Source organism: Clostridium sp. AM28-20LB (genome assembly GCF_003480665.1).
GTDB lineage: Bacteria > Bacillota > Clostridia > Lachnospirales > Lachnospiraceae > Otoolea > Otoolea fessa.
The window spans coordinates 450,534-474,429 of the sequence record NZ_QUJN01000001.1 but is presented as its reverse complement, the minus strand read 5'-3'; the positions used below and the strand labels follow the sequence as shown (position 1 = coordinate 474,429).

Genomic DNA, 23,896 nt, shown 5'->3' with positions numbered 1-23,896 from the left:
AATGATACATGATTTTTTACCGATCTGCAGGGCGGATATGGACAAGCGCGGCTGGGAGAGCTGCGATTTTGTCTACGTGTGCGGGGATGCGTATGTCGATCATCCGTCGTTCGGACACGCGATCATCAGCCGTATGCTTGAAGCGCACGGCTATAAAGTAGGCATCATCGCCCAGCCGGACTGGAAGAATCAGGAATCCATTCAGATTCTGGGCGAACCGCGTCTCGGATGGCTTGTGAGCGCCGGAAATATGGACTCTATGGTAAACCATTATTCGGTTTCGAAAAAGCGCCGCGCAAAGGATTCCTACACACCGGGCGGCGAGATGGGAAAACGTCCGGATTATGCGACGATCGTCTATTCCAACCTGATCCGCACCTGGTCGAAAAAGCCAATCATTCTCGGCGGTATCGAAGCCAGCCTGCGGCGTCTGGCACATTATGATTACTGGTCCGGAAAAATGAAACGCTCCATTCTGCTGGATTCCCAGGCAGATCTGATTTCCTACGGAATGGGCGAGCGCTCGATCGTGGAGATCGCGGATGCACTGGCGAGCGGCATCGAGGCAAAGGATATCACCTTCATCGAGGGAACTGTTTATAAGGCGGAAAACCTGGATTCCGTTTACGACGAAATCCGTCTGCCGTCTTACCGCGAGGTTTCCTCCGATAAAAAGACGTATGCGGAGAGCTTTTACACCCAGTACAGCAACACCGATCCATTTTCGGGAAAACGCCTCGTTGAGCCGTACAGCGACCGCCTTTATGTGGTCCAGAATCCGGCGGCGAAACCACTGACCCAGGAAGAGATGGACGATGTCTACGCACTTCCATACATGAGAACCTGGCATCCGTGTTACGATGCAGCGGGTGGTATTCCAGCGATCACGGAAGTAAAATTCAGCCTGATCAGCAACCGCGGATGCTTCGGCGGATGCAGCTTCTGTGCGCTGACCTTCCATCAGGGACGCATCGTGCAGACCCGCAGCCATGAATCAATTATTCAGGAAGCAGAACTTTTGACCCAGGAACCGGATTTCAAGGGCTACATCCACGATGTCGGCGGTCCGACCGCAAACTTCCGTCACCCGGCATGCGAAAAACAGATGACCTATGGTGCCTGTCCGCACAAACAGTGCCTGTTCCCGCAGCCGTGCAAAAACATGAATGCCGATCACAGCGACTATATTTCCCTGTTAAAGAAACTGCGGGCGATTCCGAAGGTGAAGAAAGTTTTTATCCGTTCGGGCATCCGTTTCGATTATCTGCTGGCGGAGAAAAACCGGGCATTTTTGCGGGAACTTTGTCAGTACCATGTCAGTGGACAGCTCAAGGTAGCGCCGGAACATATATCGGATAATGTATTAAAACGGATGGGAAAACCGGAGAATAAGGTCTACCGCCAGTTCATGAAGGAATATGCTGCAATGAATGACTCGCTGGGAATGAAGCAGTACCTTGTTCCGTACCTGATGTCCTCCCATCCGGGTTCCACGCTCAAGGAGGCGATCGAACTGGCAGAATATCTGCGGGACCTCGGCTACATGCCGGAGCAGGTGCAGGATTTCTATCCGACACCATCCACACTGTCTACGTGTATGTATTACACGGGATATGATCCGCGCACGATGGAAAAGGTGTACGTGCCGACCAACCCGCATGAGAAAGCGATGCAGCGTGCGCTGATCCAGTACCGCAACCCGAAAAACTATGATCTGGTGCTGGAAGCACTCCGTCTGGCAGGCAGAACGGATCTGATCGGTTTTGATAAGAAATGCCTGATCCGTCCGCGGCAGATCAAAGGCCGCGATTTCGCGGCTGGCGGATATAAAGGGGCGCATCATGGCACCCAGACGGCAAAACCGGCTGCTGCCAATCGTGCAAAAGACACCAAACGACCGGCTGTGGGCAGTATGGCCGGGCACAAACAGACCGGCATAAATGGAAATGGACGAAATGCGGGGGGATTTGGCGGCGCTGTAGGTGGAAAGAGCAGCGGAAGCGGAAAGAAAAAAACCATCCGGAACGTGCACAAGAAGAAATAAAACGTATGTACGCACGGAATGAAGGAACGACTCCGAGCGTACATGCTTGAGACGGGAGGAATTTCTCATGAAAATTGCGATAATTACAGGTGCCTCTTCCGGTATGGGGCGCGAGGCAGCCAGACAGCTGGCGGATCGCTTTTCGGGACTTCAGGAAGTCTGGCTGATTGCCCGCCGGATGGACCGGATGCAGGAGCTGGAACGGACGCTGCCGATCCCGGCGCGGTGTTTCGCCATCGATCTGACGGATGCATCCCAGCGGGAGACGCTGGAAAACGAGCTGGCGGCACGCAAGCCCAACGTAAAGCTTTTGGTAAATGCTTCCGGCTTTGGTAAAATCGGAACGGTCGGGAACCTGCCGCTTGACGATGAAACGGGAATGGTAGAGCTCAACTGCGAGGCGCTGTGCGCGGTCACGCATATGGTGCTTCCCTATATGAGCGAAAACAGCCGGATTCTCCAGTTCGCGTCAGCAGCCTCCTTTCTGCCGCAGCCGGGATTTGCCATCTATGCGGCAACCAAGGCATTTGTCTTAAGCTACAGCCGCGCCCTGCGGGAAGAACTCCGCCCGCGCAGAATCGGCGTGACGGCGGTCTGCCCCGGACCGGTCAAAACCGAGTTTTTCGACATTGCCGAGACAACCGGGGAGATTCCTCTTTATAAGCGTCTGGTGATGGCAGATCCGCACAAAGTTGTAAAACTTGCCATCCGCGACTGTATGGCGGGAAAAAGCGTGTCGATTTACGGCGTATGGATGAAGGCATTCTTTGTGCTCTGCAAGATAGTTCCGCATGAGTGGATTCTGCGCGCGATGCAGGCGTTAAACCATTAAATCAGACAAAAAGCTAGTATCATTCAATAAAAACATGATAGAAAGGATTTTTACACCGTGAAAAAGATAAAAAAAGGCGATTACGGCTACCGCAATCATTTCAAGCGGAAACAGCTTTTTATCATCGCACTTCTGGCATTATTTATCATCGCACAGCTGGTTGGACGGTCTTTTACAGACAATGATTCCGTCAAAAAAATTCTGACGGTCATGGCGATCGTCACGGTACTTCCGGCGGCGAATCTCGCTTCCCCGTTGATTGCCATTTTCAAATACCATACACCGGAGCAGGCGTTTCATGAGGCATATATGCCGTATGAGGAAAAATTTGAAGTTCTCTATGATCTGGTTCTGACGACACCGGAAGATGTGATTCCGTCCGATGTGACCGTCGTTCACCCGACCGGCATCTATGTGTACTGCATTAATCCAAAGCTGAATGTAAAGCGCGCGGAGGCAGGTTTAAATGAACTGTTAAAGGCTAACAAACTGGATCCGAACCTGAAAATCGTGACCTCACGCAGCACCTTTGACAAGCGGATTCACAGCCTGAAACCGGCGTCAGAGTATGAGGACGATGGAACTGTAGAGTACGGTGTGCGCGTAATAAAAGGATTATCGATGTAAAAAAGGGAGGCGGCAGCCATGCGGATGCTGACAGTATCTAAAAATGAGGCGGGGCAGCGCCTGGACAAGCTGCTGGCAAAATATCTGAATCTGGCGGGAAAAAGCTTCATTTATAAAATGATGCGGAAGAAAAATATTACCCTGAACGGAAAAAAATGCGACGGTTCCGAACATCTGACCGAGGGCGATGAGATCAAGCTGTTTCTGGCAGAAGAGACGATTGAGAAGTTTTCGGAAGTGAAGATTCAGAAAGTACAAAAGAAAAAACTCGATATTGTCTACGAGGACGAACATATTTTACTGATCAATAAGCCATCTGGAATGCTGTCCCAGAAAGCGAAAGAGACGGATGAATCGTTGGTTGAATACCTGATTGACTATCTGCTGGATTCCGGCAAATTAAAGAAAGAGGACCTGGCGTGCTTCCGTCCGTCCGTCTGCAACCGCCTCGACCGCAACACAAGCGGCATCGTGGCAGCTGGACGTTCCCTGCCGGGACTGCAGATCATGTCCGAGGTCATCAAGGACCGGAGTCTGGGAAAATATTATGTCTGCGTCGTGCGGGGAATCGTAAAAGGCGAAGCCCGCATCGAGGGATGGCTGACGAAAAATGAAAAGACGAATCAGGTGTCGATCCGAAAAGAGGAGACCCCTGGAAGTCTGCCGATCCGGACTGCATACAGACCGCTGGTATCTGGAAATGGATATACCCTTCTGGAGGTTCATCTGATCACCGGACGATCCCACCAGATCCGCGCCCACCTGGCTTCCATCGGGCACCCGATCGCCGGGGATCCGAAGTACGGTGATCCCCGGGTCAATGAGGAAGTGAAGAAACGCTTCGGCGTCCGTTCACAGATGCTTCATGCGTGGCGGCTGGTAATGCCGGAAACGATCTCCGAGCCGCTTTCATATCTGGCGGGCAAAGAATTTACCGCGCCTATGCCAGCGGAGATGAAGCGGATGGAAGAGATGATGAAATCAGCTCCAAAACGCCCAGCCAATCATCGCCCGTAAATTTTAAATTGTGGGAAAAACTAAAAAATGAGTGGAGGAGCAACAACATGGGGACATGGAACAGCCGGGGACTTCGTGGTTCAACCCTGGAGGATATGATAAACCACACAAACGATCTTTACCGTGAGAAAAAGCTGGCATTGATCCAGAAAATCCCGACGCCGATCACGCCCGTCTCGATCGATAAAACCAGCCGCCATATCACGCTGGCGTATTTCGACCAGAAGAGTACCGTCGATTACATCGGCGCGATTCAGGGCGTCCCGGTCTGCTTTGATGCGAAAGAATGCGCGGCAGATACATTTCCACTGCAGAACGTCCATCCGCATCAGGTCGCATTTATGCGGGAATTTGAAGAGCAGGGCGGGATTGCTTTCTTAATTATATATTTTTCACAGAGGGATGAACTTTACTACCTGCCATTTTTCCATCTGGACGCATACTGGGAGCGGATGCAGCAGGGCGGACGGAAGAGTTTTACATATGAGGAAATGGATAAAACGTGGCGCATCAAAAGCCACCGGGATATATTAGTCCATTATCTGGAACCGCTGAGCCGGGATTTAGGAGAAAGAGAGGATGATTTTTCATGACAACAGCCGTAGAACGTTTTTTGAAATATGTATCATATGATACGCAGTCAGACGAGGCATATGACACCTGCCCGAGCACGGAAAAACAGCTTCTGTTAGCCAATGAGCTGAAACGCGAGCTGGAAGAAATGGGTGCATCCGATGTGCGGATGAGCGAGTACGGATACTTGTTTGCATGCATTCCGGATAATACTGACAGTACCTCTGCACCGCAAGAAGCGGAAGCTTCTTTTAGCACTGCGTCTGCTCACGGTGCATCCGACGTTGGGCAGAAAGCTACCATCCCGGCACTTGGCTTCATTTCCCACATAGACACCGCGCCGTCCTTAACCGGAACAAACGTAAAGCCGCGCATCGTCCAGGCATATGACGGCAAAGATATCGTATTAAATGCAGAAAAACAAATTGTCATGAAAGTTTCAGAATTTCCGTTTTTAGCCGACTTAAAAGGTCAGGATCTGATCGTAACTGACGGAACCACGCTTCTGGGCGCCGACGACAAGGCAGGCGTGGCGGAGATCATGACGATGGCAGAATATTTCCTGAGCCACCCGGAGATCCCGCACGGCGAGATCTGCATTGGATTTACGCCGGACGAGGAGATCGGACGCGGCGCGGATCGTTTCGATGTGAAAGACTTCGGTGCAGCGGTTGCTTATACGGTAGACGGCGGTCCGATCGGCGAGATCGAATATGAAAATTTCAATGCCGCTTCCGGCAAAGTCCGGATTCAGGGAGCCAGCATCCATCCGGGAGATGCGAAGCTCAAGATGAAAAATGCCATTCTCATCGGCATGGAATTTCAGAGCCTGCTGCCGGTCTTTGAAAATCCGATGTACACAGAAGATTATGAGGGATTCTATCACCTGGATGAAATGAGCGGAAATGTAGAAGAGGCGCAGTTAAATTATATCATCCGCGATCACGACCATGAAAAATTTGAACAGAAAAAGAAATTTTTCGCCGAAGCCGCCGATTTCCTGAACCGCAAATACGGTAAGGGCACCGTGATCGCCGAAGTAACGGACAGCTACTACAACATGAAAGAAAAAATTGAGCCGTGCATGTACCTGATCGATACCGCCAAAGAGGCGATGACAGCCTGCGGCATCGAGCCGGAGGTCGTTCCGATCCGCGGCGGCACCGACGGCGCCCGCCTCTCCTACATGGGGCTCCCGTGCCCGAACCTCTGCACCGGCGGGTATAACTATCATGGAAAATATGAATTTATTCCGGTGGATTCGCTTCAGAAGACGGCGGAGATACTGGTGGAGATTGGAAAGCAGTTTGCAGCTCTGGCTGAGTGAAATAAATAGTAAAAGGAGATCCTCACCATTCTTTCTGGTAAATACTGAAAAATGAAGTTGATCAGGACTTCCAGCTTTTTTTCTGCTTATTTTACAGAGGCAAAAGGGTTGAACAGTTTGGTGGTACTTATGAGGACTTGGAAAAAGCAGCTTTATCCGTAACACTGGTTTGAAATTTTCTCCCAAATTCAAGAAAAAACCATTGACAGATCCATATTCCGATGCTAGAATATCTAAGTGTGCCGCACAGCGAGGCTAAAAGTGCGCAAGCCGCCATAGCTGGCGAGTAATGATAATAGGAGGTGCCATCAGATGTACGCGATTATTGCAACAGGTGGTAAGCAGTATAAGGTTGCCGAGGGCGATGTAATCAAAGTTGAGAGACTCGGTGCTGCTGCAGGTGAAGCTGTTACTTTCGATCAGGTTCTGGCTGTTAACAACGGTGAGATGAAGATCGGATGCCCGACTGTAGAGGGTGCTACTGTATCCGCAACAGTTGTTAAAGAAGGCAAAGGCAAAAAAGTTATCGTTTACAAGTATAAGAGAAAAACTGGCTACCATAAGAAAAATGGTCACAGACAGCTCTTTACAGAAGTTAAGATCGAAAAGATCAACGCTTAATTGAAATGATTCAAGTAGACGTATACTCCGATTCCAAAGGATGTACCACGGGAGTGGAAGTAAAGGGACATGCTGGATATGATGAGTACGGCAAAGATATTGTCTGTGCGGCTGTATCCGTTCTGACTGTCAATATGGCTAATTCGGTGGAAAAATTTACCGATGACGGTTTTAAGGGCAGTGTGGATGAAAAGACAGGTCAGTTTATTTTTCATTTTACCGGTACTGTAAGTGCGGAATCAAAACTCCTGATGGATTCGCTGATACTTGGACTTACCGATATCGCGGAGAGTTATGGAGATAAATACATTAAAATTCGATTCAGGGAGGTGTAACGCATGTTTAAAATGAACCTTCAGTTATTCGCTCATAAAAAAGGTGTTGGTTCCACAAAGAACGGTCGTGATTCTGAGTCTAAGAGACTTGGTGCGAAGAGAGCAGACGGACAGTTCGTATTAGCTGGCAACATTCTTTACAGACAGCGCGGAACCAAGATTCATCCAGGTGTGAACGTAGGACGCGGTGGAGATGATACATTATTCGCTATGGTTGACGGCGTCGTAAAGTTTGAAAGAAAGGGCAGAGACAAAAAGCAGGTTTCTGTTTACCCGAGAACAATTAACGAATAATTATAAAGAAGCTCCATACGGATTGTATGGAGCTTTTTTCAGATCAGAAGGAGGTATTTATGTTTGCCGACAGTGCAAAAATTTATATCAGATCCGGAAAAGGCGGCGACGGTCATGTCAGCTTCCGCCGGGAACTTTTCGTAGCTGCTGGCGGTCCGGACGGCGGCGATGGCGGTCGCGGCGGCGATGTCATTTTTGAAGTGGACGACGGACTGAATACCCTGACCGATTTCCGTCATGTCCGCAAATATGTGGCTGGCGACGGAGAGCAGGGCGGAAAGCGCCGCTGTCACGGAGCAGACGGCGAGGATCTGATTGTCAAGGTTCCGGAAGGAACCGTTATCAAGGATTTTGAATCCGGTAAGGTAATCGCGGATATGTCCGGCGAGAACCGCCGAGAAGTGATTTTAAAAGGTGGCAAGGGCGGTCTTGGAAATATGCACTTTGCGACCTCGACGATGCAGGTTCCGAAGTATGCACAGCCGGGACAGCCGGCACAGGAACTCTGGGTACAGCTGGAATTAAAGGTAATCGCAGATGTTGGTCTGGTTGGTTTCCCGAACGTCGGTAAATCGACCTTGCTTTCACGCGTTTCTAATGCACGTCCGAAGATTGCCAATTACCATTTCACGACGCTGAACCCGCATCTTGGCGTGGTTGATCTGCAGGATGGACAAGGCTTTGTCATGGCAGATATTCCGGGGCTCATCGAGGGTGCTTCCCAGGGAATCGGTCTGGGACATGATTTCCTGCGCCATATCGAGAGAACCAAGGTTCTCGTTCATGTTGTGGATGCGGCATCCGTCGAGGGACGTGATCCGGTTGAAGATATCCGTACCATCAATGCGGAGTTAAAAGCATATAATCCGTCGCTTTTAGAGCGTCCGCAGGTGATTGCTGCCAACAAGGTAGATTCGATTTACAATACTGGCGAAGAGGACTGGGAAGACCCGGTAGAGCGCTTAAAACGCGAATTTGAGCCGGAAGGCATCCAGGTATTTGCCATTTCTGCAGTTACCGGGCAGGGTGTAAAAGAGCTCCTTTACCATGTAAATGATCTGCTGAAAACGGTTGACCGCAAGCCAGTTATTTTCGAAAAAGAATTTGAATACCAGTATCAGGGCGAGAATCTTCCGTATACCGTGGAACGCAATGAAGATGGTATTTATGTGGTAGAAGGACCGAAGATCGAGAAGATGCTCGGTTACACAAACCTTGATTCTGAGAAGGGCTTCCAGTTCTTCCAGAAATTCTTAAAGGACAGCGGTATTCTGGCTGAGCTGGAAGAAGCTGGCATCGAAGAGGGCGATACAGTTCGTATGTATGGTCTTGAATTTGATTACTATAAATAATTGACATTTACGTAACTGTTCAGTACCTTCACAGTCACGCGCAAAAATCCATTAAAAATTGCCTACGGCAATGGGATTTTTGCCTGCTGGTCCATGTTTTCGTACGGTCAGCGCAGTAAATGCGCAGACCTACTGAATAGTTACACATTTACAATATTTCAAACTCAGAAATCCACACTGGATCTGAGTTTGAATTTTAACAGGAGATAGATTTTATGACAAGCAAACAGAGAGCTTATTTAAAAGGTCTCGCGATGACCATGGATCCGATCTTCCAGATCGGCAAATCCAGCCTGACGCCAGAACTGACCGCTGCTGTGGCAGAGGCGCTGGAGGCCCGCGAGTTAATTAAACTGAATATTCTGAAGAACTGCGTCGATGACGGCAATGAGCTGGCAGCCGTTCTGGCTGAGCGTACCCACGCACAGGTAGTACAGGTAATCGGCAAGAAAATTGTTCTTTATAAAGAGGCAAAGGACGAGAAGAAACGTAAGATCGTTCTGCCAAAATAAAGGGGCTGCATTCTGCGAATGAATCTCTGACAGAAAGGATACGGATGACGATGAAAAAGATCGGTATTATGGGGGGAACATTTGACCCGATCCATAATGGACATATCATGTTGGGAAGACAGGCGTATGAAGAATATGATCTTGACTGCATCTGGTATATGCCCTCCAGGATCCCGCCGCATAAAAAGGATCATACGATCACAGCGGCAAAGGACCGTTTGGCAATGACTGCAGCTGCGATCGCGCCGTATCCTTATTTTAAGCTGTCTGATTTTGAACTTCGCAGAATCGGCGGAAATACCTACACAGCAGACACGCTTCGCTTATTGAAAGAAGAATATTCGGATGTGGAATTTTTCTTTATCGCAGGCGCAGACTCAATTATGGACATTGAAAAATGGTATCATCCCGAATATGTTCTTCCAGCCGTCACATTTTTGGCGGCAGCAAGAAAGCATGAGGAGGCGGATCGTTCGCTGGATGAGCAGATTTCCTATTTAAACCAGAAATATCAGGCGCATATTCTGCGTCTTCACTGCCGTGAAATGGATGTCGCTTCGGCGGAGATCCGCGCGGCTTTCCGGGCAGGACACGCAGCAGACGTTCGTTCCCTGGTGCCGAAGGAAGTCTGTCAATATATCGAACAGCACGGCTTGTATCAGGAGGTAAATGTGTAATGGACGAAAGAATTACAGAGATACGGAAGCATTTGAAAAAGAAATTGAACCCGATGCGCTATGAACATACGCTGGGTGTTTCATACACATGTATGGCTCTGGCAATGCGTTACAGTGCCAATCTGGATCAGGCGGAGATGGCTGGACTTCTCCACGACTGTGCAAAGCGCTATGATGATGCGACTATCATCTGCAAATGCCAGGAGCATGGCATTGAACTGACTGAAGGTGAACTGCGGGCTCCGGCTGTGATTCATGCAAAATTAGGCGCATGGATGGCAGAACACAAGTATGGTATTACCGATCCAGAGGTCTTATCTGCAATCGCCTGCCATACGACCGGAAAACCGGCGATGTCCCTGTTAGACAAGATCCTGTACGTAGCCGATTACATCGAACCGCGCCGTGATAAGGCGCCAAATCTGCCGAAGCTCCGCCGTCTTGCATTTGAAGATCTGGACGAAGCGCTGTATCAGATTCTGGACAGCACCCGCAATTATTTAAAGGAAACGGGCACGGCAGAGGATGATACAACCGAACAGACCTGGGAATACTATCATGAACGTCATGTTCATCAATAGACACATTAACAGGATTTAAATAAAATAATGAGGAGGATAATCCCCGTGGAAGCAAAAGAGCTGACCAAACTTGCCGTAAAGGCGCTGGAAGATAAAAAAGGCGAAGATATTCGCGTCATTGATATTCATGGAGTATCTGTACTGGCTGATTACTTTGTCATCGCAGACGGAAGCAACGCCAGCCAGGTAAAGGCAATGGCAGATAATGTAGAGGAAGAACTCGGCAAAGCCGGTCATGAGTGCCGTCAGATCGAGGGCTATCAGACTGCCGGATGGATCCTGATGGATTACGGCGATCTGATCGTACACATTTTCTCCCGCGATGACAGACTGTTTTATGATCTGGAGCGCATCTGGAGAGACGGAAAAGTAGTTGAGAATGTGGAGGAATTGTAATAGATTTTTGTTTCATTCCTTTTATATCACGAACAGAAAGGGAAAAACCTGCAAATGGTTTTTCCCTTTTATCGCGAATAAGAGAGAAAAACTTGAAATCTGTATTTTCCCATCTATCGCGAACAAGGCTGATAAAGTGTTTTCCTTTCAACTCAAAACTTACTTTTTAAAAGCGCTCCATTTTGTAAATTTCAAAAATAGTGAAATAAAACGAGTTACAAGGTTGGAATACGCTAATTGCAACGAACGCAATTTGTTTATTGAGAAGTGTTGTATCAAAGCAATAAGTATATATATTGATATTTTTTAAAAGATCATATAATAGTGGTAGGAAAAACCCTACATTTCCTACTGCTATAGTATGATTGATACTGGTGGGTCTGTCCTTTCCGTGGTAGAATATTTACGTTATCAAGAAACACGGTCCTGAATCATGGAGGTGCAAAGTATGGAACCAATGTATTTGTCAATCCAGCCGGAAGAGACAGGGGAACGCATAAGAAGACTGCTTTTGGAACAAGGGTATACGATTCGGGAAATCCAGGGAGCTTTCGGGTTTGAAAATCCGCAGGCCATTTACAAATGGCTGTCCGGTAAATCGTTACCCAGCATCGACAACTTCATTATTTTAAGTAGATTATTGCATACTACGATTGAAGATATCCTCGTCATTGACGGGGATATTCCTCGTTTATGGGGAATTTTAAACCGATGGTTGAATGACATCCGTTGCCGTATGATTTACAATCGGATCAGAAACAAATGATAGAGGAGAGGACGGTGAAACATGGAATCGGAACATAAATTTATGTTAAATGATATTCTGCGAAAGAAACGGAAAAGTAAGATGCGCAAACCGGAATATCCTGTTTTTCTTACTTACGGACCGATTCACGTTTCCCCCTTGGGATGGATAAAACGTTGGAAAGAAGATATCATCTGCATCTGTCAGAGATTGCGTTACGGATACTGCTACCGTGATGCCTGGGCGATTGACCAGTGGTTTCTTGTTATCATCCCCAATATGCTCAACGATCTACGTATCAACGGTCATGGATATCCGGGATCTTTCACAGGAACCGAAGAAGAGAATGTGCGGAAATGGAACCGGATCCTAGAACATATGGAATTTCTATTTCGGGAGGCAAACGAGGAAACCTGTCACCGGAAAAATCCATATGAAGAAGCATATGATCAGGCAAGAGAGGCTTTCACCCGGAAATACGGGATGTTTGGTGAAAAGCTGAAAACCGAAGAAGAAAAAGAGCAGGAAAAAGATAAAGGTTATTACTGTGTGCATACCATGTCCGATGTGCCGGAATACAAGGAAATATTGGACCAATGGTTTGCAGCGGAGAAGGAACTGGCAGCATACCGAGATCGGTGTATGAAAGAAGGAATGAAGCTTTTTACCAGATATCTCTGGGAGCTGTGGGACTGAGATCATTTTTATTTATATTGATAAGAACATTGTGGGAGGCGAAAATCATGCAGAAAATTACATCGGCTTATGCAAATAAGATGCTGAGAAGCCTAGAAGAAGACAAGGCATTCTGGGTAAACAAGGAATCGACATCCAGTACTTACGTGGCTGCGGTCAACGAGGAACCAGTCGTTCCGGAATATGATTACATGACTGTTGCGAATACGATTGATGAGATTGACAGGAAGATCCTTACTATCAAGCACACATTGAATCTGACCAATGCCACCGCAAAAGTGCAGGTCGGCGCTCAGGAAATGAGCATTGACGGCATCCTAATCCGGATGGCGCAGCTCAACAAGAGAAAGACGGTGCTTGACGATATGCGCAAGAGACTTCCAAAAACGCGAGTCTATGGCAACTCCTTCGGTTCTTCTGGTTCGGCACCGGAGTATAAGTATGTCAACTACGATCCGGAACTGATCCGGCAGGAATATGACCGCATCTCCAATACGATCATGGAAATGCAGATTGCACTGGATCGTTATAATCAGACGGTGCTGTTTGAGGTGGATATCTAAGTAGAATTTCCGTACAGGGCATACTTCTAACAAAAAATTACGAGTGGTTACGGTTCATTGTCATCGCTTATCGGTTATTTGTTATCGGGTTATGTGTTCCGGTTCATGGAGACGGCTTTGGAAAAGCATATCATGCAGATTTTCAAATCACCCTGTAAAAAACCTGTGAGGGATCACGGTGCCAAGGTACGGTTTTCAGGCACAACGGCTGCGGAAGCAATTCCGTAGCCATTTTTCATGGTAAGAAGGATTTCGGTCTGAAAGAGTTCAAAACCTAACTCAAAACTTACTTTTTAAAATCGCTCCATTTTGGAAATTTCAAAAATAGTGTACTGAAGTGGGTTACAAACACGGAATGGATTGGGTCACAAGAATTCCAAAACCGGAATTATGATAAAGCGCTTTATGATTTCAGGCAGGAACGTCTGAGCGAAAATTTGACTCAAAACGTTATCCGCAGAAACCGCTAATTGGAAATTCGAATTCGATGATGATATAGTTGGGCAGAAAAAATCGAAAGGAGATCAGACTATGGGAAGACTTTACAAAATCAACCAGCCGTGTCCCAAGTGCCATGAGGAACATAATTGGTGGCATATTCAGCTGACGGATGAGGAACAGGCGAAGATGGATGCGTATGTGGCAGCCAGTGAGGGAAAATCATCCTTGGAGTTACTTCTGGGCGAGCCGGGAATTGTTGTTACGTGAAAGCTTAAGTGTTGTTGCTGCGGTCACGTATTTGAAGTGAAACAGTACATTATTCAAGGGTATATCAGCATATGAAGCATAAAACAACTTGTTTCTAATAGTAAATTCCAGTTTTGAAGAACTTTGCAAAACTAACGTCCATAAAAATCATGATATTTTGATTTGCCAGAATTTACTTTTGCAAGTGATTAGCTAAATCAGAACTTAAACTTGCAAACTGGAAGCTCGGATTCCAATTCAGCTCTCCTAGAAAGATCCCTTCGATTTTTCGGGGGATCTTTTTGTGACATAGAAAACCTCATCCTATGGTGAAAAAAAACAAAACAAAAAACAGAAAAACAAAGAAAAAGAAAGATTAGTACTTGCTTTTCCTATAAAAGGTGCTTATAATGTATGTAAATAAATCAGCTGCTAGTTAGTAGCAAAACTAATAAATACATATAAGAGGAGAAGAAGAGATGAGAAAAAAACTTGCAGTAATGATGGCTGCTATGGCCGCAACCGCGATGGTAGGGGGCTGTGGTGCAAAGGATGCAGCACCGACCGGCGCAGAGACCAAACCGGCTGAGACTTCTGCTACTCAGGAGACAGAAGCAGCTCAGGAAGAAACCAAAGAGGCTGATGCCCATGAGGCAGAATACCTGGCAGAGTTTTTCGATGTACAGATCAAAGAAGATCCGGACAGTGCTGCTTTTTCCGCTGACCTGAAAAAGGTAGCAGGAGATGAGGCACCGGCTGTCGAGGGGGACATGACCTGGTTTTCTGCTGTGAAAGCTGCTGTGGCTGCTGCTGATTATGAAGAGCTTGCTCTTAGCTATCCGGAAGATAAGATTAAAGATCGTCTTGAACAATATGGGGTAAAGATGGATGAGACGAATGAATATGCCAGATACGTTGCTGCTGCTCTGGATACCAGCCTCATCACTTCCGAAACTGCGAAAAAAGTCGTTGCAGAAGATGCCTTTACAGCTGAGGATGAAATCAGTCTTCTGATGGCAATTGCCAATGCAAATGGAGACGCAAGAAACTACCTTGGCATGTCAAATGATCCAGACATTTACGCGAAACTGGACCAGGCATGGAATTCCTTTATCTTATTTGATGACAGCAAACTGGCAGAGATCGGAAAAGAAGCTGTACAGAACAAGGTAACCACCGGATATGGATTAAAATCTGCTGCATACAGTGCCCGCTTTTTACCGGAACTGACCTTACAGTACGGTCATTCTGATATCAAACATGTACATCAGCTGATGGGGCTTCTGAACAGCGAGAATATCACAGCAAAGGTTCAGCTTGAGCCGAAGATTAGTATTTACCAATATCTGCCGGAGTGGGGTCCGATCCCGGAGGCTACTCCAACCTACGAAGTAAAAGAATATGAAGATCTTGCACTGGTATATGCAGTAGAATATGACCTTGAGCTTGAGTTCGACAATCTTGAGGATATGAATCGTTTTGACGAAGTAATCAAGACGTACGCAAAGAAAAATGAAGGAAATGAAGAAGCAAAGGGCCTGATCTATGCATCCTGGTGGCAGCCGCTTTATTCTTCAACCAGAACAGATATGCCGGAGACTGATTATCATCAGATCTATGATTGCGTAATCACGAACGATACATATTCCATTCATCCATTTACCTTACCGGAAGATAAAGATGAGGTTGTTGAAAAACTGACGGAAATCTCCGACGGCCTGGAAGTTGTACCGGTTGAACGCTTCTGCAATACCGCTTTCTATAATTACCTGGAAGGTGAGGACTATCAGTAGTATGCATGCAATCGAACGTGCAGAATACATCTTGTCCATGCTGGAGAAGAATAAAGTAGTCATGGTGACGGATCTGAGCCGTGAAATGGGAGTTACGGAAGAAACGGTTCGAAAGGATCTGGAAAAACTGGAAAAACAGGAGAAATTAAACCGTGTTCACGGAGGTGCCTACTTAAACGAAGGTTTTGGCAATGAAACTCCCATCTCGGTTCGCAGCAAGGTGATGCAGGAAGAGAAAAAGCTTCTTGCATCTCTCTGCATGCAATGGATCCACGAAAAGAGTTCCATTTTTCTGGATTGCAGTACCACGGCTCTTCATATTGCAAAGCAATTAGCGGATTTTCCCGGCAAGCTGACCGTCATGACCAATTCTCTGGCAGTGGCAAAGGAGATTGATGCGAATCCGCAGATTCGTCTTATTTTATTTGGCGGTGAGCTGAATCGCGATCGGGAAGCGTTTGAAGGACAGACCGTACTGGAACAGATGAAAACCTGCTTTATCAATTATGCATTTGTCAGCAGTGCCGGCTGCAGTCTGGAGGCAGGTATTACAGATTCCACCCGTGAAGAAGCAGATATCCGTCGTCAGGTATTAAAGCAGGCGAAACATAAGATCCTGGTGGTGGACAATACGAAGATCGGACGCAACGAGGTGTATGTGATCGGAGAGTTGGAGCAGCTCAGTCAGGTGGTTGTGGATCATTCCATCCGAAAAACCAATCCGGACCTATGGGAATGGTTCCAGGCACATCAGATCCCTGTCCTGGAAGGGAAAGCGGAAAGAAAATCAAAAACCAAAGGAGATGAGCGATAAGATTATGACAGATTTGAGGGAACTGAAACAAAATGTGCTGATGACAGCGAAAAAGGCCTATGATGAAAAGCTGATGGCCGGAACAAGCGGCAATATCAGTGCTTACTTTCGTGAGAAGCAGTGGATCGTAATTACTCCCAGCTCCTATGATTACAGTTTGATGGCGGAAGAGGATATCGTAGTGATTGATCTGGATGGCAATCTGGTCGAAGGAAGACACAAGCCATCTTCCGAGTGGAAAATGCATGCTGAGATTTACCGTCACCTGTCCCATGCTAATGCGGTGGTGCATACACATTCTCCTTATGCAAGCAGTTTTGCGGTAAACCATCAGGAAATTCCAGTTGTACTGATTGAAATGATTCCTTTCTTAAAAGGGAAACTGGAGGTAAGTCCTTATGCACAGCAGGGAAGCGCAGAGGTTGGTCTGAATGCAGTTCCAATCCTGGAACGGAAAAATGCCTGTCTGATGGCCAATCACGGTGTCGTGGCTATCGGCGGAACATTACCGGAAGCATATACAAACAGTGTTTATGTGGAGGATGCTGCAAAGATCTATCATCTTGCACTCTGTTCAGGACATCCGGTTGTGATCAAAGAATACGAGGAGGTCTGATATGACAAAGGCGTATGAACGATTATTAAAATGCTATCAGTGCTTTAAAGACAAAATTAATTTTAAGCCGGAGGTGGCACTGGTGCTGGGATCCGGACTCGGTGATTATGCAGATACCATTCGGGTAGAAGCTGTTTTGGATTATCATGATATTGAGGGTTTTCCTGTGTCCACAGTCAGCGGACATAAGGGCAGATTTGTCTTTGGATACGTAGGAGATGTCCCGGTCGTAATCATGCAGGGACGTGTCCACTACTATGAAGGATATTCCATGGAGGATGTAGTTCTTCCCACCCGTCTCATGAAGATGATGGGGGCCCGGGTCTTGTTTCTGACCAATGCTTCCGGCAGTGTGAATTATGATTACAAAGCCGGTGATTTTATGATGATCACCGACCAGATCAGTAATTTTGTACCGTCTCCTCTCATCGGACCCAATGAGGAGATGCTGGGAGAGCGTTTCAGCGATATGTCTGAGATTTACCGTAAGGACCTTTGTGAGATCATCCGGGGTGCTGCTGCAGACCTTCAGATTCCGCTTCAGGAGGGAACCTATATCCAGCTGTCCGGTCCGAATTTTGAAACTCCCCATGAAGTAAAAATGTGCCGGATACTTGGAGGAGATGCAGTAGGAATGAGCACCGCATGCGAGGCCATAGCTGCCAATCATATGGGCATGAAGGTCTGCGGTATTTCCTGCATTTCCAATCTGGGATGCGGAATGACTGATCAGCCTTTGAGTGCGGAGGAAGTGAAGGAAACAGCTGACCGTGTTGCACCGTTATTTAAACAGCTGATTACGGAATCCATAGTTCGAATCGGTAAAATGATCTGAGTGATGAATAAAAAACAAAGGAGATGATAAAGTGGACAATCAGTCAGAAGCAATCAAAAATGTGTACTTGCATGAAGACGGCAAAGCTGTGACCATCATTGATCAGACTAAGCTTCCAACGGTTACCGAATACCTGACCCTTGGAACGGCGAAGGATCTGTATGATGCCATTTTTGAATTGAAAGTCCGGGGAGCACCGGCAATCGGAATTTGTGCGGCATTTGGAATGTATGTTCTGGCCGGAACGATTGAAACCGGGGATTACGATGAGTTTTTAAAGAAATTCAGAGAGTATAAGGATTATCTGAACTCTTCCCGTCCAACGGCAGTGAACCTGAGCTGGGCATTAAACCGCATGGAGCAGGTAGTGACAAGCCACAGCGATGCTTCTGTACCAGAGATTCTTGGATATCTGAAGAAAGAGTGCATGGATATTCAGGAAGAGGACAGCCAGATGTGCAGAGCGATTTCTGAATATGGTTTAAGCCTTATTAAGGACGGAGACGGAATTCTGACACATTGCAATGCCGGACCCTTAGCCACCTCCCGCTATGGAACTGCCTTAGGACCTCTCTTCCTTGGAAAAGAGCAGGGCATGAATTTCCATGTATTTGCAGATGAGACAAGGCCGCTTCTTCAGGGAGCAAGACTTACCTCATATGAGTTAGATCAGGCAGGAATCGATGTAACATTGATTTGTGATAACATGGCCAGCATTGTAATGAAAAACGGCTGGATCCAGGCCTGCTTCGTAGGCTGTGATCGTATCGCTGCCAACGGTGATGCGGCCAATAAGATTGGAACCAGTGGTGTTGCAATCCTTGCAAAACATTACGGAATTCCGTTCTATGTATTAGGACCGAGTTCAACCATCGATCTTGACTGTGCAACTGGCGATGATATCCAGATCGAACTTCGAAGTCCGGAAGAGATCAAAAGCAAATTTTATGAAAAACCGATGGCACCGGAGGGTGTCAAATGTTATAATCCGGCATTTGATGTAACCGATCACACGCTGATCGCCGGAATTGTAACAGAAAAAGGAATCTGCAGACCACCGTATACGGAGAGTCTTGCAAATATGTTTGGCAAAAACAAAAAATAGGAGGAAAAGATTGATGAAAAAATTATTTGGTATTGTAGCAGGTGTAGCAGTATCCGTAGCGTTAATGACAGGATGCGGTGGAAACAATAATACAGCCGAGACAAAGGAAAATACGGCTGAAACAGCAGCAGCTTCTGCTGAGAACGCTGATGGAGATTTAAAGATCGCCATCGTGACCAGTCCATCCGGTGTAGATGACGGCTCCTTTAACCAGGATAACTACAACGGTATCCTGAAATTTATCGAGTCTCATCCGGGAGCAACCGTAACTCCGGTTCGCGAGGAAACCGGTGATCCGGCTGCAGTTATTCAGGCAGTTGCTGATATCGTTGCAGACTACAATGTGATCGTATGCCCGGGCTTCCAATTCTCCGGAATCGGAACCATCGCAACCGATAACCCAGATGTAGATTTTATCCTTGTAGATACGAATCCGACCGATTCTGAGGGTAATGACATCGAATGTGATAATATTTATGCAATGACTTTCAAGGAGCAGGAAGGAGGTTTCTTCGCGGGAATGGCAGCTGCACTGGAGTCTGAAAGCAAAAAGGTAGCTGTAGTAACCGGTATTGCATACCCAAGCAATGTAAACTATCAGTACGGTTTTGAGAGTGGTGTCAATTACGCAAATGAGAAATATGATACCGGTGTTGAGATCGTAGAGATCCCATCTTACGCAGGCGTTGACGTTACCAATAAAAATGTAGGTGGAAACTATGTGGGAAGCTTTGCAGATGAAGCAACCGGTAAAGTTGTTGGAAAAGCTCTCATCGATGAGGGCTGTGATATTCTGTTCGTAGCTGCAGGCGGTTCTGGAAACGGTGTATTTACTGCTGCTAAAGAAGCTGGCAATGTAAAGGTAGTAGGCTGTGACGTAGACCAGTATGATGATGGTGCTAACGGTTCTGATAACATTATTCTGACTTCTGTACTGAAAGTTATGAGCATGAACGTAGAGAAACAATTAAATGCTATCGCAGACGGAAGTTTCCAGGGAGCAAACGCTCTGTTAGGTGCAGATTCTGATTCTGTTGGTTATGTAACAGAGGAAGGACGTCAGAGCATGTCTGAGGATACCGTGAAGAAGATGGACGAAGCATATGAACTTGTAAAAGATGGAACTATCGTTCCGGCAGCAAACTTTAACGGAATTGAGCCGGAAGATTTCCCGGGATTGAAATAATACGTTCTGTACCAGAAAATGAGGAGGCTTAAATGTCGGAATATATCATTGAAATGAAGCACATCACAAAACGTTTCCCAGGTATCGTGGCAAACGATGATGTGACGCTTCAAATTAAAAAAGGTGAGATCTTCGCACTGCTTGGCGAAAACGGTGCCGGAAAATCAACTTTGATGAGCATGATATTTGGTATGTATGAACCGGATGAAGGTGAGATCTTCATCCGGGGTAAGAAAGAACAGATTCATTCGCCAAGCTACGCAACAAAACTCAATATTGGTATGGTCCATCAGCATTTTAAGCTGGTACAGAATTACACGATTACAGAAAACATTATTCTGGGTTTAAAGAAGAAAGACAAACTGTTTGGAATCCTTCCCTATGTTGATTTAAAAAAAGCAGATCAGGAGATCGAGGCGCTTTCTAAGAAGTACGGCCTGGAAGTCAATCCGACCGATGTGATCGAAAATACAAGTGTATCGACACAGCAGCGTGTCGAGATCCTGAAAATGCTGTACCGGGAAGCTGAAATTCTGATCTTTGATGAGCCGACAGCAGTGCTGACGCCTCAGGAGATTGAATCCTTGCTGACGATCATCCGCAACCTCAGAGATGATGGAAAAACCATCATCCTGATCACCCATAAGCTGGAGGAAATCAAAAAAATTGCAGATAGATGTGCGATTTTAAACAGAGGAAAGCTCATCGATGTTCTGGATGTCGCCACGACCTCTACAAAGCAGATGGCCAATTTGATGGTTGGACGGGAAGTTTCTTTTGAAGTAGAGAAATCAGAGCCTCATTACCGGGAGACTGTGTTAGAGGTAAAGAATCTCACTGTAAAAAATCAGGATCATTTTGAAGTAGTAAAAAATGTATCCTTTTCTGTCCACGGCGGAGAAGTATTTGCCATTGCCGGAGTATCCGGCAATGGTCAAATTGAGATTGCAGATGCGATTGCAGGAGTTGAGAAGGCAGCTTCAGGTAGTATTCTTCTGAATGGAGTCGATATCACCAATTACTCCATCCGCAAACGAACCCTGGAAGGAATCTCTTATATTCCGGAGGATCGGCAGAGCTGCGGCCTGGTCATGGATTTTACCCTGGAGGAAAATCTGGGACTGAAAAACTACTTCCGAGAACCATTTTCCCATAAAGGTGTACTGGATAAAGCAGAATTTTCCCAGTACGGAAATGAACTGATTGACCGGTATGACATCCGGAGCAGTCAGGGAAACAAGACCATTGTCCGCTCCATGAGCGGCGGTAATCAGCAGAAGGCCATCATCGGAAGAGAGATTGAACTTCAGTCTCCTCTGATGATCTTTGTGCAGCCAACCAGAGGTCTGGATATCGGAGCCATCGAAAATATCCATAAGCAGATTATCCGACAGAGAGATGCAGGAAAGGCAATCCTGCTGATTTCGTTAGAGCTGGATGAGATCATGAATTGTGCAGATACCATCGGAGTAATATATAATGGAGAAATCCAGAAAATAGCAGCTGCAAAAACGCTTACATCAAATGAAGTGGGAGAATTTATGATGGGGGTGCACCAAAATGCTGAAAATTAAACACAGATTGAAAAAGATGCTTGTCAGACTCCTGGGAAATGAAAAATACCAGGGTATCACCATTCCCATGTCGGCCATTTTCTTAAGCCTTCTGGCTGGAGCTGTGATCATTCTTTTGCTTGGCAAGAATCCTCTGTCGGCCTATGGTAACCTTCTTCAGGGGGCTGGATTCCTCCCGAAACCGAGTTATGCCGGATATAAGAATATGCTGACCGACTTCACCAGTTATATGAATGCCTGGACTCCGATGCTTTTTGCGTCTCTGGCAGTAGCAGTCGGTATGTGTGCCGGACTCTTTAATATCGGTGTCTCCGGTCAGATGCTTACCTCTGGTTTTATCACAACTCTGGTGATCGGATATAGTTCCCTTCCGGCAGCGGTGGCTAAGCCATGCGTACTGATTGTCGGAGCAGTCGTTGGTGCACTCATCGGTGCACTTATTGGCTGGTTAAAATACAAATTTAATATCAATGAAGTCGTATCTTCGATCATGATAAACTATACGGCCCAGTATGTGATCAGCTTTTTCATCAACACGTACTATATCAATCCGGTTTCCAGGCAGTCCCAGGCCGTCTCGAAAGCATCCCGCCTGACTCTGATGGACACACCCGTCGGAAACTTGAAAATGGATATTCCCTTAGGAATCCTTCTTGCAGTTCTGACTGCAGTCCTGGTGAAGTTCGTGTTAGATCGCACCGTATTTGGCTATGAACTCAAATGCGTGGGACTTGGAAGAAAAGCGGCCATGTATGCAGGTGTCAATGTTGGCAAAAGCATGATCATGGCGATGATGTTCTCCGGTGCATTAGGAGGCCTGGCAGGAGTGACGTACTACCTGGGGTATTTTGGTTCGATTCAGCCCCGCGTCCTTCCAAGCACCGGTTTTGATGCCATCGCAGTGGCACTTCTTGCAGGAAACCATCCCATCGGCATCATATTTTCATCTCTTCTGATCACAGTGATCAGCAAGGGCAGTACCTACATGAATTCAGCATCCGGTCTGGAATCAGAGATCGCATCCGTTATCACCGGATTGATCCTGCTGTTTTCCGCCTGCGGTGTATATATCCGTTACAAAGTGAATCGAATGAAACAAGAGTTAAATGAAGAGACAGAAAGGGGGATCAGCTGATGGAACGAATCCTGATTGATGGTTTATCCTTTGCGATCCCGCTGTTCGTAATGGCAATCGGAGGGATCTACAGCGAAAAGAGCGGCGTGACGAATCTGGCTTTGGAGGGATTGCAGGGAATGGGGGCATTTATAGGCGCCTTTGTGGCCGTTCTGGCTGCAGGCTATTTTGGAAGCAATTCCCAGGTTCCTTATTATCTCGCAATTGTATGTGCCATGGCAGGTGGAATGCTGTATTCGCTCTTATATGGACTGTTATGTATCCGTCTGAAGGCAAATCAGATCATTGGCGGAGTCGTGATCAATATCCTGGCTATGTCACTGACTGCATTTTTTACAAAACTTTTAAACCGCCTTGTGTTCGGTGCAGCTTCGGAAAAATTTGTTCTGGGTGTGTCTGCACGGTTTACAATTCCGCTGCTCTCCGGCATCCCAGTAATTGGAGCCGCATTTAAAGATGTCTATCCATTTGAGATCCTGATCCTTCTGATCGCAGTTGTTGCCTGGTATGTGCTGTATAAAACGCGTTATGGCATGAATCTTCGTGCCTGTGGAGATAATCCTCACGCAGTAGACGCAGCAGGAGAGAATGTTACCCGGATCCGTCTGATTGCAGTCCTTGTATCCGGTGCTCTGTCCGGTCTGGCTGGAATCAGCTTTGCTTATTCCATTTCAGCGAACTTTTCTTCCAACATCTATGTGGGATACGGATATCTGGCGATTGCAGCCATGATATTCGGAAACTGGAAGATCCTTCCTACACTTGGATCCTGCCTGCTGTTTGGTTTTGCCCGATCCGGAGGCTATTATCTTGTCCAGAAGATGCAGATGCCCAGCAGTTACTCGGATCTTGCCATGACGCTGCCTTATATCGTTACAATGCTGCTTTTGATTTTCTTCTCAAAATACAATCGTGCTCCTCGTGCACTTGGAGAGATTTACGACAAAGGAAAGAGGTAG

27 protein-coding genes are annotated in these 23,896 nt (G+C 46.7%); all 27 read left to right on the top strand.

Translation table 11 applies throughout. The annotated features are described in order from the left end of the window. The first annotated feature begins 1 nt into the window (after position 1). The 27 genes from DW739_RS02195 to DW739_RS02065 all read left to right on the top strand — a co-directional run bounded on the left by DW739_RS02195 (position 2) and on the right by DW739_RS02065 (position 23,896). Positions 2–2,044: a YgiQ family radical SAM protein gene (locus DW739_RS02195; protein ID WP_118742552.1), complete on the top strand. Its 2,043-nt coding sequence runs from the start codon at positions 2–4 to the stop codon at positions 2,042–2,044. A 67-nt stretch (positions 2,045–2,111) separates the two neighbouring features. Continuing rightward, complete coding sequence (locus DW739_RS02190; protein WP_118293503.1) at positions 2,112–2,876, top strand: SDR family NAD(P)-dependent oxidoreductase; 765 nt, start codon at positions 2,112–2,114, stop codon at positions 2,874–2,876. A 57-nt stretch (positions 2,877–2,933) separates the two neighbouring features. Continuing rightward, a complete protein-coding gene (locus DW739_RS02185; protein ID WP_022358597.1) occupies positions 2,934–3,503 on the top strand; it encodes a hypothetical protein in 570 nt (189 codons plus the stop codon). An 18-nt stretch (positions 3,504–3,521) separates the two neighbouring features. Further along, complete coding sequence (locus DW739_RS02180) at positions 3,522–4,520, top strand: RluA family pseudouridine synthase (RefSeq protein WP_118650813.1); 999 nt, start codon at positions 3,522–3,524, stop codon at positions 4,518–4,520. 47 nt (positions 4,521–4,567) lie between these two features. Next, a complete protein-coding gene (locus DW739_RS02175) occupies positions 4,568–5,113 on the top strand; it encodes a Holliday junction resolvase RecU (protein ID WP_022358599.1) in 546 nt (181 codons plus the stop codon). Further along, positions 5,110–6,420: a peptidase T gene (gene pepT / locus DW739_RS02170; protein WP_118742551.1), complete on the top strand. Its 1,311-nt coding sequence runs from the start codon at positions 5,110–5,112 to the stop codon at positions 6,418–6,420. Before DW739_RS02175 ends, pepT begins: the two co-directional genes overlap by 4 nt. A gap of 312 nt (positions 6,421–6,732) precedes the next feature. Then, on the top strand, positions 6,733–7,041 hold the full coding sequence (rplU, locus tag DW739_RS02165; protein WP_106999905.1) for a 50S ribosomal protein L21: 309 nt from the start codon (positions 6,733–6,735) through the stop codon (positions 7,039–7,041). A gap of 5 nt (positions 7,042–7,046) precedes the next feature. Beyond that, positions 7,047–7,376, top strand: a complete 330-nt coding sequence (locus DW739_RS02160) for a ribosomal-processing cysteine protease Prp (RefSeq protein ID WP_022359434.1) — start codon at positions 7,047–7,049, stop codon at positions 7,374–7,376. 3 nt (positions 7,377–7,379) lie between these two features. Beyond that, the gene (gene rpmA, locus DW739_RS02155) at positions 7,380–7,670 is read left to right on the top strand and encodes a 50S ribosomal protein L27 (protein WP_022359433.1); all 291 of its coding nucleotides are present in this window, start codon (positions 7,380–7,382) and stop codon (positions 7,668–7,670) included. Positions 7,671–7,729: 59 nt separating this feature from the next. Further along, the gene (obgE, locus tag DW739_RS02150; RefSeq protein WP_106999904.1) at positions 7,730–9,022 is read left to right on the top strand and encodes a GTPase ObgE; all 1,293 of its coding nucleotides are present in this window, start codon (positions 7,730–7,732) and stop codon (positions 9,020–9,022) included. A 215-nt stretch (positions 9,023–9,237) separates the two neighbouring features. Next, positions 9,238–9,534, top strand: coding sequence for a ribosome assembly RNA-binding protein YhbY (gene yhbY, locus DW739_RS02145; protein ID WP_022359431.1), 297 nt, complete (start codon positions 9,238–9,240; stop codon positions 9,532–9,534). A 50-nt stretch (positions 9,535–9,584) separates the two neighbouring features. Then, on the top strand, positions 9,585–10,211 hold the full coding sequence (gene nadD / locus DW739_RS02140) for a nicotinate-nucleotide adenylyltransferase (RefSeq protein ID WP_118742701.1): 627 nt from the start codon (positions 9,585–9,587) through the stop codon (positions 10,209–10,211). Then, on the top strand, positions 10,211–10,792 hold the full coding sequence (gene yqeK / locus DW739_RS02135) for a bis(5'-nucleosyl)-tetraphosphatase (symmetrical) YqeK (protein WP_022359429.1): 582 nt from the start codon (positions 10,211–10,213) through the stop codon (positions 10,790–10,792). Before nadD ends, yqeK begins: the two co-directional genes overlap by 1 nt. 27 nt (positions 10,793–10,819) lie before the next feature. Continuing rightward, positions 10,820–11,188 carry a ribosome silencing factor gene (rsfS, locus tag DW739_RS02130; RefSeq protein WP_106999903.1) on the top strand — a complete coding sequence of 123 codons (369 nt, stop codon included), beginning with the start codon at positions 10,820–10,822 and terminating at the stop codon, positions 11,186–11,188. Positions 11,189–11,636: 448 nt separating this feature from the next. Beyond that, positions 11,637–11,954 carry a helix-turn-helix transcriptional regulator gene (locus DW739_RS02120; RefSeq protein WP_106999901.1) on the top strand — a complete coding sequence of 106 codons (318 nt, stop codon included), beginning with the start codon at positions 11,637–11,639 and terminating at the stop codon, positions 11,952–11,954. Positions 11,955–11,975: 21 nt separating this feature from the next. Continuing rightward, the gene (locus DW739_RS02115) at positions 11,976–12,629 is read left to right on the top strand and encodes a hypothetical protein (protein WP_118742549.1); all 654 of its coding nucleotides are present in this window, start codon (positions 11,976–11,978) and stop codon (positions 12,627–12,629) included. Between the two features lie 47 nt (positions 12,630–12,676). Beyond that, positions 12,677–13,192, top strand: a complete 516-nt coding sequence (locus tag DW739_RS02110; RefSeq protein WP_118742548.1) for a hypothetical protein — start codon at positions 12,677–12,679, stop codon at positions 13,190–13,192. 531 nt (positions 13,193–13,723) lie between these two features. Then, positions 13,724–13,900, top strand: a complete 177-nt coding sequence (locus DW739_RS14825) for a hypothetical protein (protein ID WP_181357143.1) — start codon at positions 13,724–13,726, stop codon at positions 13,898–13,900. A 458-nt stretch (positions 13,901–14,358) separates the two neighbouring features. Next, positions 14,359–15,672 carry a hypothetical protein gene (locus tag DW739_RS02105; RefSeq protein WP_118742547.1) on the top strand — a complete coding sequence of 438 codons (1,314 nt, stop codon included), beginning with the start codon at positions 14,359–14,361 and terminating at the stop codon, positions 15,670–15,672. Position 15,673: 1 nt separating this feature from the next. After that, positions 15,674–16,486 carry a DeoR/GlpR family DNA-binding transcription regulator gene (locus tag DW739_RS02100; protein ID WP_106999897.1) on the top strand — a complete coding sequence of 271 codons (813 nt, stop codon included), beginning with the start codon at positions 15,674–15,676 and terminating at the stop codon, positions 16,484–16,486. 4 nt (positions 16,487–16,490) lie between these two features. After that, positions 16,491–17,102 carry a class II aldolase/adducin family protein gene (locus DW739_RS02095; RefSeq protein ID WP_118742546.1) on the top strand — a complete coding sequence of 204 codons (612 nt, stop codon included), beginning with the start codon at positions 16,491–16,493 and terminating at the stop codon, positions 17,100–17,102. A 1-nt stretch (position 17,103) separates the two neighbouring features. Beyond that, entirely contained in the window at positions 17,104–17,937 is an 834-nt protein-coding gene (locus DW739_RS02090; protein ID WP_106999896.1) for a purine-nucleoside phosphorylase, read from the top strand. A 31-nt stretch (positions 17,938–17,968) separates the two neighbouring features. Next, positions 17,969–19,042, top strand: coding sequence for an S-methyl-5-thioribose-1-phosphate isomerase (mtnA, locus tag DW739_RS02085; protein WP_233430147.1), 1,074 nt, complete (start codon positions 17,969–17,971; stop codon positions 19,040–19,042). Positions 19,043–19,055: 13 nt separating this feature from the next. Then, on the top strand, positions 19,056–20,228 hold the full coding sequence (locus DW739_RS02080; RefSeq protein WP_106999895.1) for a BMP family ABC transporter substrate-binding protein: 1,173 nt from the start codon (positions 19,056–19,058) through the stop codon (positions 20,226–20,228). A gap of 32 nt (positions 20,229–20,260) precedes the next feature. Beyond that, positions 20,261–21,802: an ABC transporter ATP-binding protein gene (locus DW739_RS02075; RefSeq protein ID WP_106999894.1), complete on the top strand. Its 1,542-nt coding sequence runs from the start codon at positions 20,261–20,263 to the stop codon at positions 21,800–21,802. Beyond that, on the top strand, positions 21,789–22,937 hold the full coding sequence (locus tag DW739_RS02070) for an ABC transporter permease (protein WP_106999893.1): 1,149 nt from the start codon (positions 21,789–21,791) through the stop codon (positions 22,935–22,937). The genes DW739_RS02075 and DW739_RS02070 overlap by 14 nt, the downstream gene beginning before the upstream one ends. After that, the gene (locus DW739_RS02065; RefSeq protein WP_106999892.1) at positions 22,937–23,896 is read left to right on the top strand and encodes an ABC transporter permease; all 960 of its coding nucleotides are present in this window, start codon (positions 22,937–22,939) and stop codon (positions 23,894–23,896) included. Before DW739_RS02070 ends, DW739_RS02065 begins: the two co-directional genes overlap by 1 nt.

Excerpts from the sequence above, each read along its gene's own strand:
- DW739_RS02105 (WP_118742547.1), top strand. The coding sequence starts at position 14,359 with ATGAGAAAAAAACTTGCAGTAATGATGGCTGCTATGGCCGCAACCGCG.
- rpmA (WP_022359433.1), top strand. The coding sequence starts at position 7,380 with ATGTTTAAAATGAACCTTCAGTTATTCGCTCATAAAAAAGGTGTTGGT.
- obgE (WP_106999904.1), top strand. The coding sequence starts at position 7,730 with ATGTTTGCCGACAGTGCAAAAATTTATATCAGATCCGGAAAAGGCGGC.
- DW739_RS02160 (WP_022359434.1), top strand. The coding sequence starts at position 7,047 with ATGATTCAAGTAGACGTATACTCCGATTCCAAAGGATGTACCACGGGA.
- DW739_RS02180 (WP_118650813.1), top strand. The coding sequence starts at position 3,522 with ATGCGGATGCTGACAGTATCTAAAAATGAGGCGGGGCAGCGCCTGGAC.
- DW739_RS02095 (WP_118742546.1), top strand. The coding sequence starts at position 16,491 with ATGACAGATTTGAGGGAACTGAAACAAAATGTGCTGATGACAGCGAAA.
- DW739_RS02100 (WP_106999897.1), top strand. The coding sequence starts at position 15,674 with ATGCATGCAATCGAACGTGCAGAATACATCTTGTCCATGCTGGAGAAG.
- pepT (WP_118742551.1), top strand. The coding sequence starts at position 5,110 with ATGACAACAGCCGTAGAACGTTTTTTGAAATATGTATCATATGATACG.
- yhbY (WP_022359431.1), top strand. The coding sequence starts at position 9,238 with ATGACAAGCAAACAGAGAGCTTATTTAAAAGGTCTCGCGATGACCATG.
- DW739_RS14825 (WP_181357143.1), top strand. The coding sequence starts at position 13,724 with ATGGGAAGACTTTACAAAATCAACCAGCCGTGTCCCAAGTGCCATGAG.
- DW739_RS02195 (WP_118742552.1), top strand. The coding sequence starts at position 2 with ATGATACATGATTTTTTACCGATCTGCAGGGCGGATATGGACAAGCGC.
- DW739_RS02075 (WP_106999894.1), top strand. The coding sequence starts at position 20,261 with ATGTCGGAATATATCATTGAAATGAAGCACATCACAAAACGTTTCCCA.
- DW739_RS02175 (WP_022358599.1), top strand. The coding sequence starts at position 4,568 with ATGGGGACATGGAACAGCCGGGGACTTCGTGGTTCAACCCTGGAGGAT.
- nadD (WP_118742701.1), top strand. The coding sequence starts at position 9,585 with ATGAAAAAGATCGGTATTATGGGGGGAACATTTGACCCGATCCATAAT.
- DW739_RS02120 (WP_106999901.1), top strand. The coding sequence starts at position 11,637 with ATGGAACCAATGTATTTGTCAATCCAGCCGGAAGAGACAGGGGAACGC.
- DW739_RS02070 (WP_106999893.1), top strand. The coding sequence starts at position 21,789 with ATGCTGAAAATTAAACACAGATTGAAAAAGATGCTTGTCAGACTCCTG.
- yqeK (WP_022359429.1), top strand. The coding sequence starts at position 10,211 with ATGGACGAAAGAATTACAGAGATACGGAAGCATTTGAAAAAGAAATTG.
- DW739_RS02110 (WP_118742548.1), top strand. The coding sequence starts at position 12,677 with ATGCAGAAAATTACATCGGCTTATGCAAATAAGATGCTGAGAAGCCTA.
- DW739_RS02080 (WP_106999895.1), top strand. The coding sequence starts at position 19,056 with ATGAAAAAATTATTTGGTATTGTAGCAGGTGTAGCAGTATCCGTAGCG.
- DW739_RS02090 (WP_106999896.1), top strand. The coding sequence starts at position 17,104 with ATGACAAAGGCGTATGAACGATTATTAAAATGCTATCAGTGCTTTAAA.
- DW739_RS02190 (WP_118293503.1), top strand. The coding sequence starts at position 2,112 with ATGAAAATTGCGATAATTACAGGTGCCTCTTCCGGTATGGGGCGCGAG.
- rsfS (WP_106999903.1), top strand. The coding sequence starts at position 10,820 with ATGAGGAGGATAATCCCCGTGGAAGCAAAAGAGCTGACCAAACTTGCC.
- rplU (WP_106999905.1), top strand. The coding sequence starts at position 6,733 with ATGTACGCGATTATTGCAACAGGTGGTAAGCAGTATAAGGTTGCCGAG.
- DW739_RS02065 (WP_106999892.1), top strand. The coding sequence starts at position 22,937 with ATGGAACGAATCCTGATTGATGGTTTATCCTTTGCGATCCCGCTGTTC.
- DW739_RS02115 (WP_118742549.1), top strand. The coding sequence starts at position 11,976 with ATGGAATCGGAACATAAATTTATGTTAAATGATATTCTGCGAAAGAAA.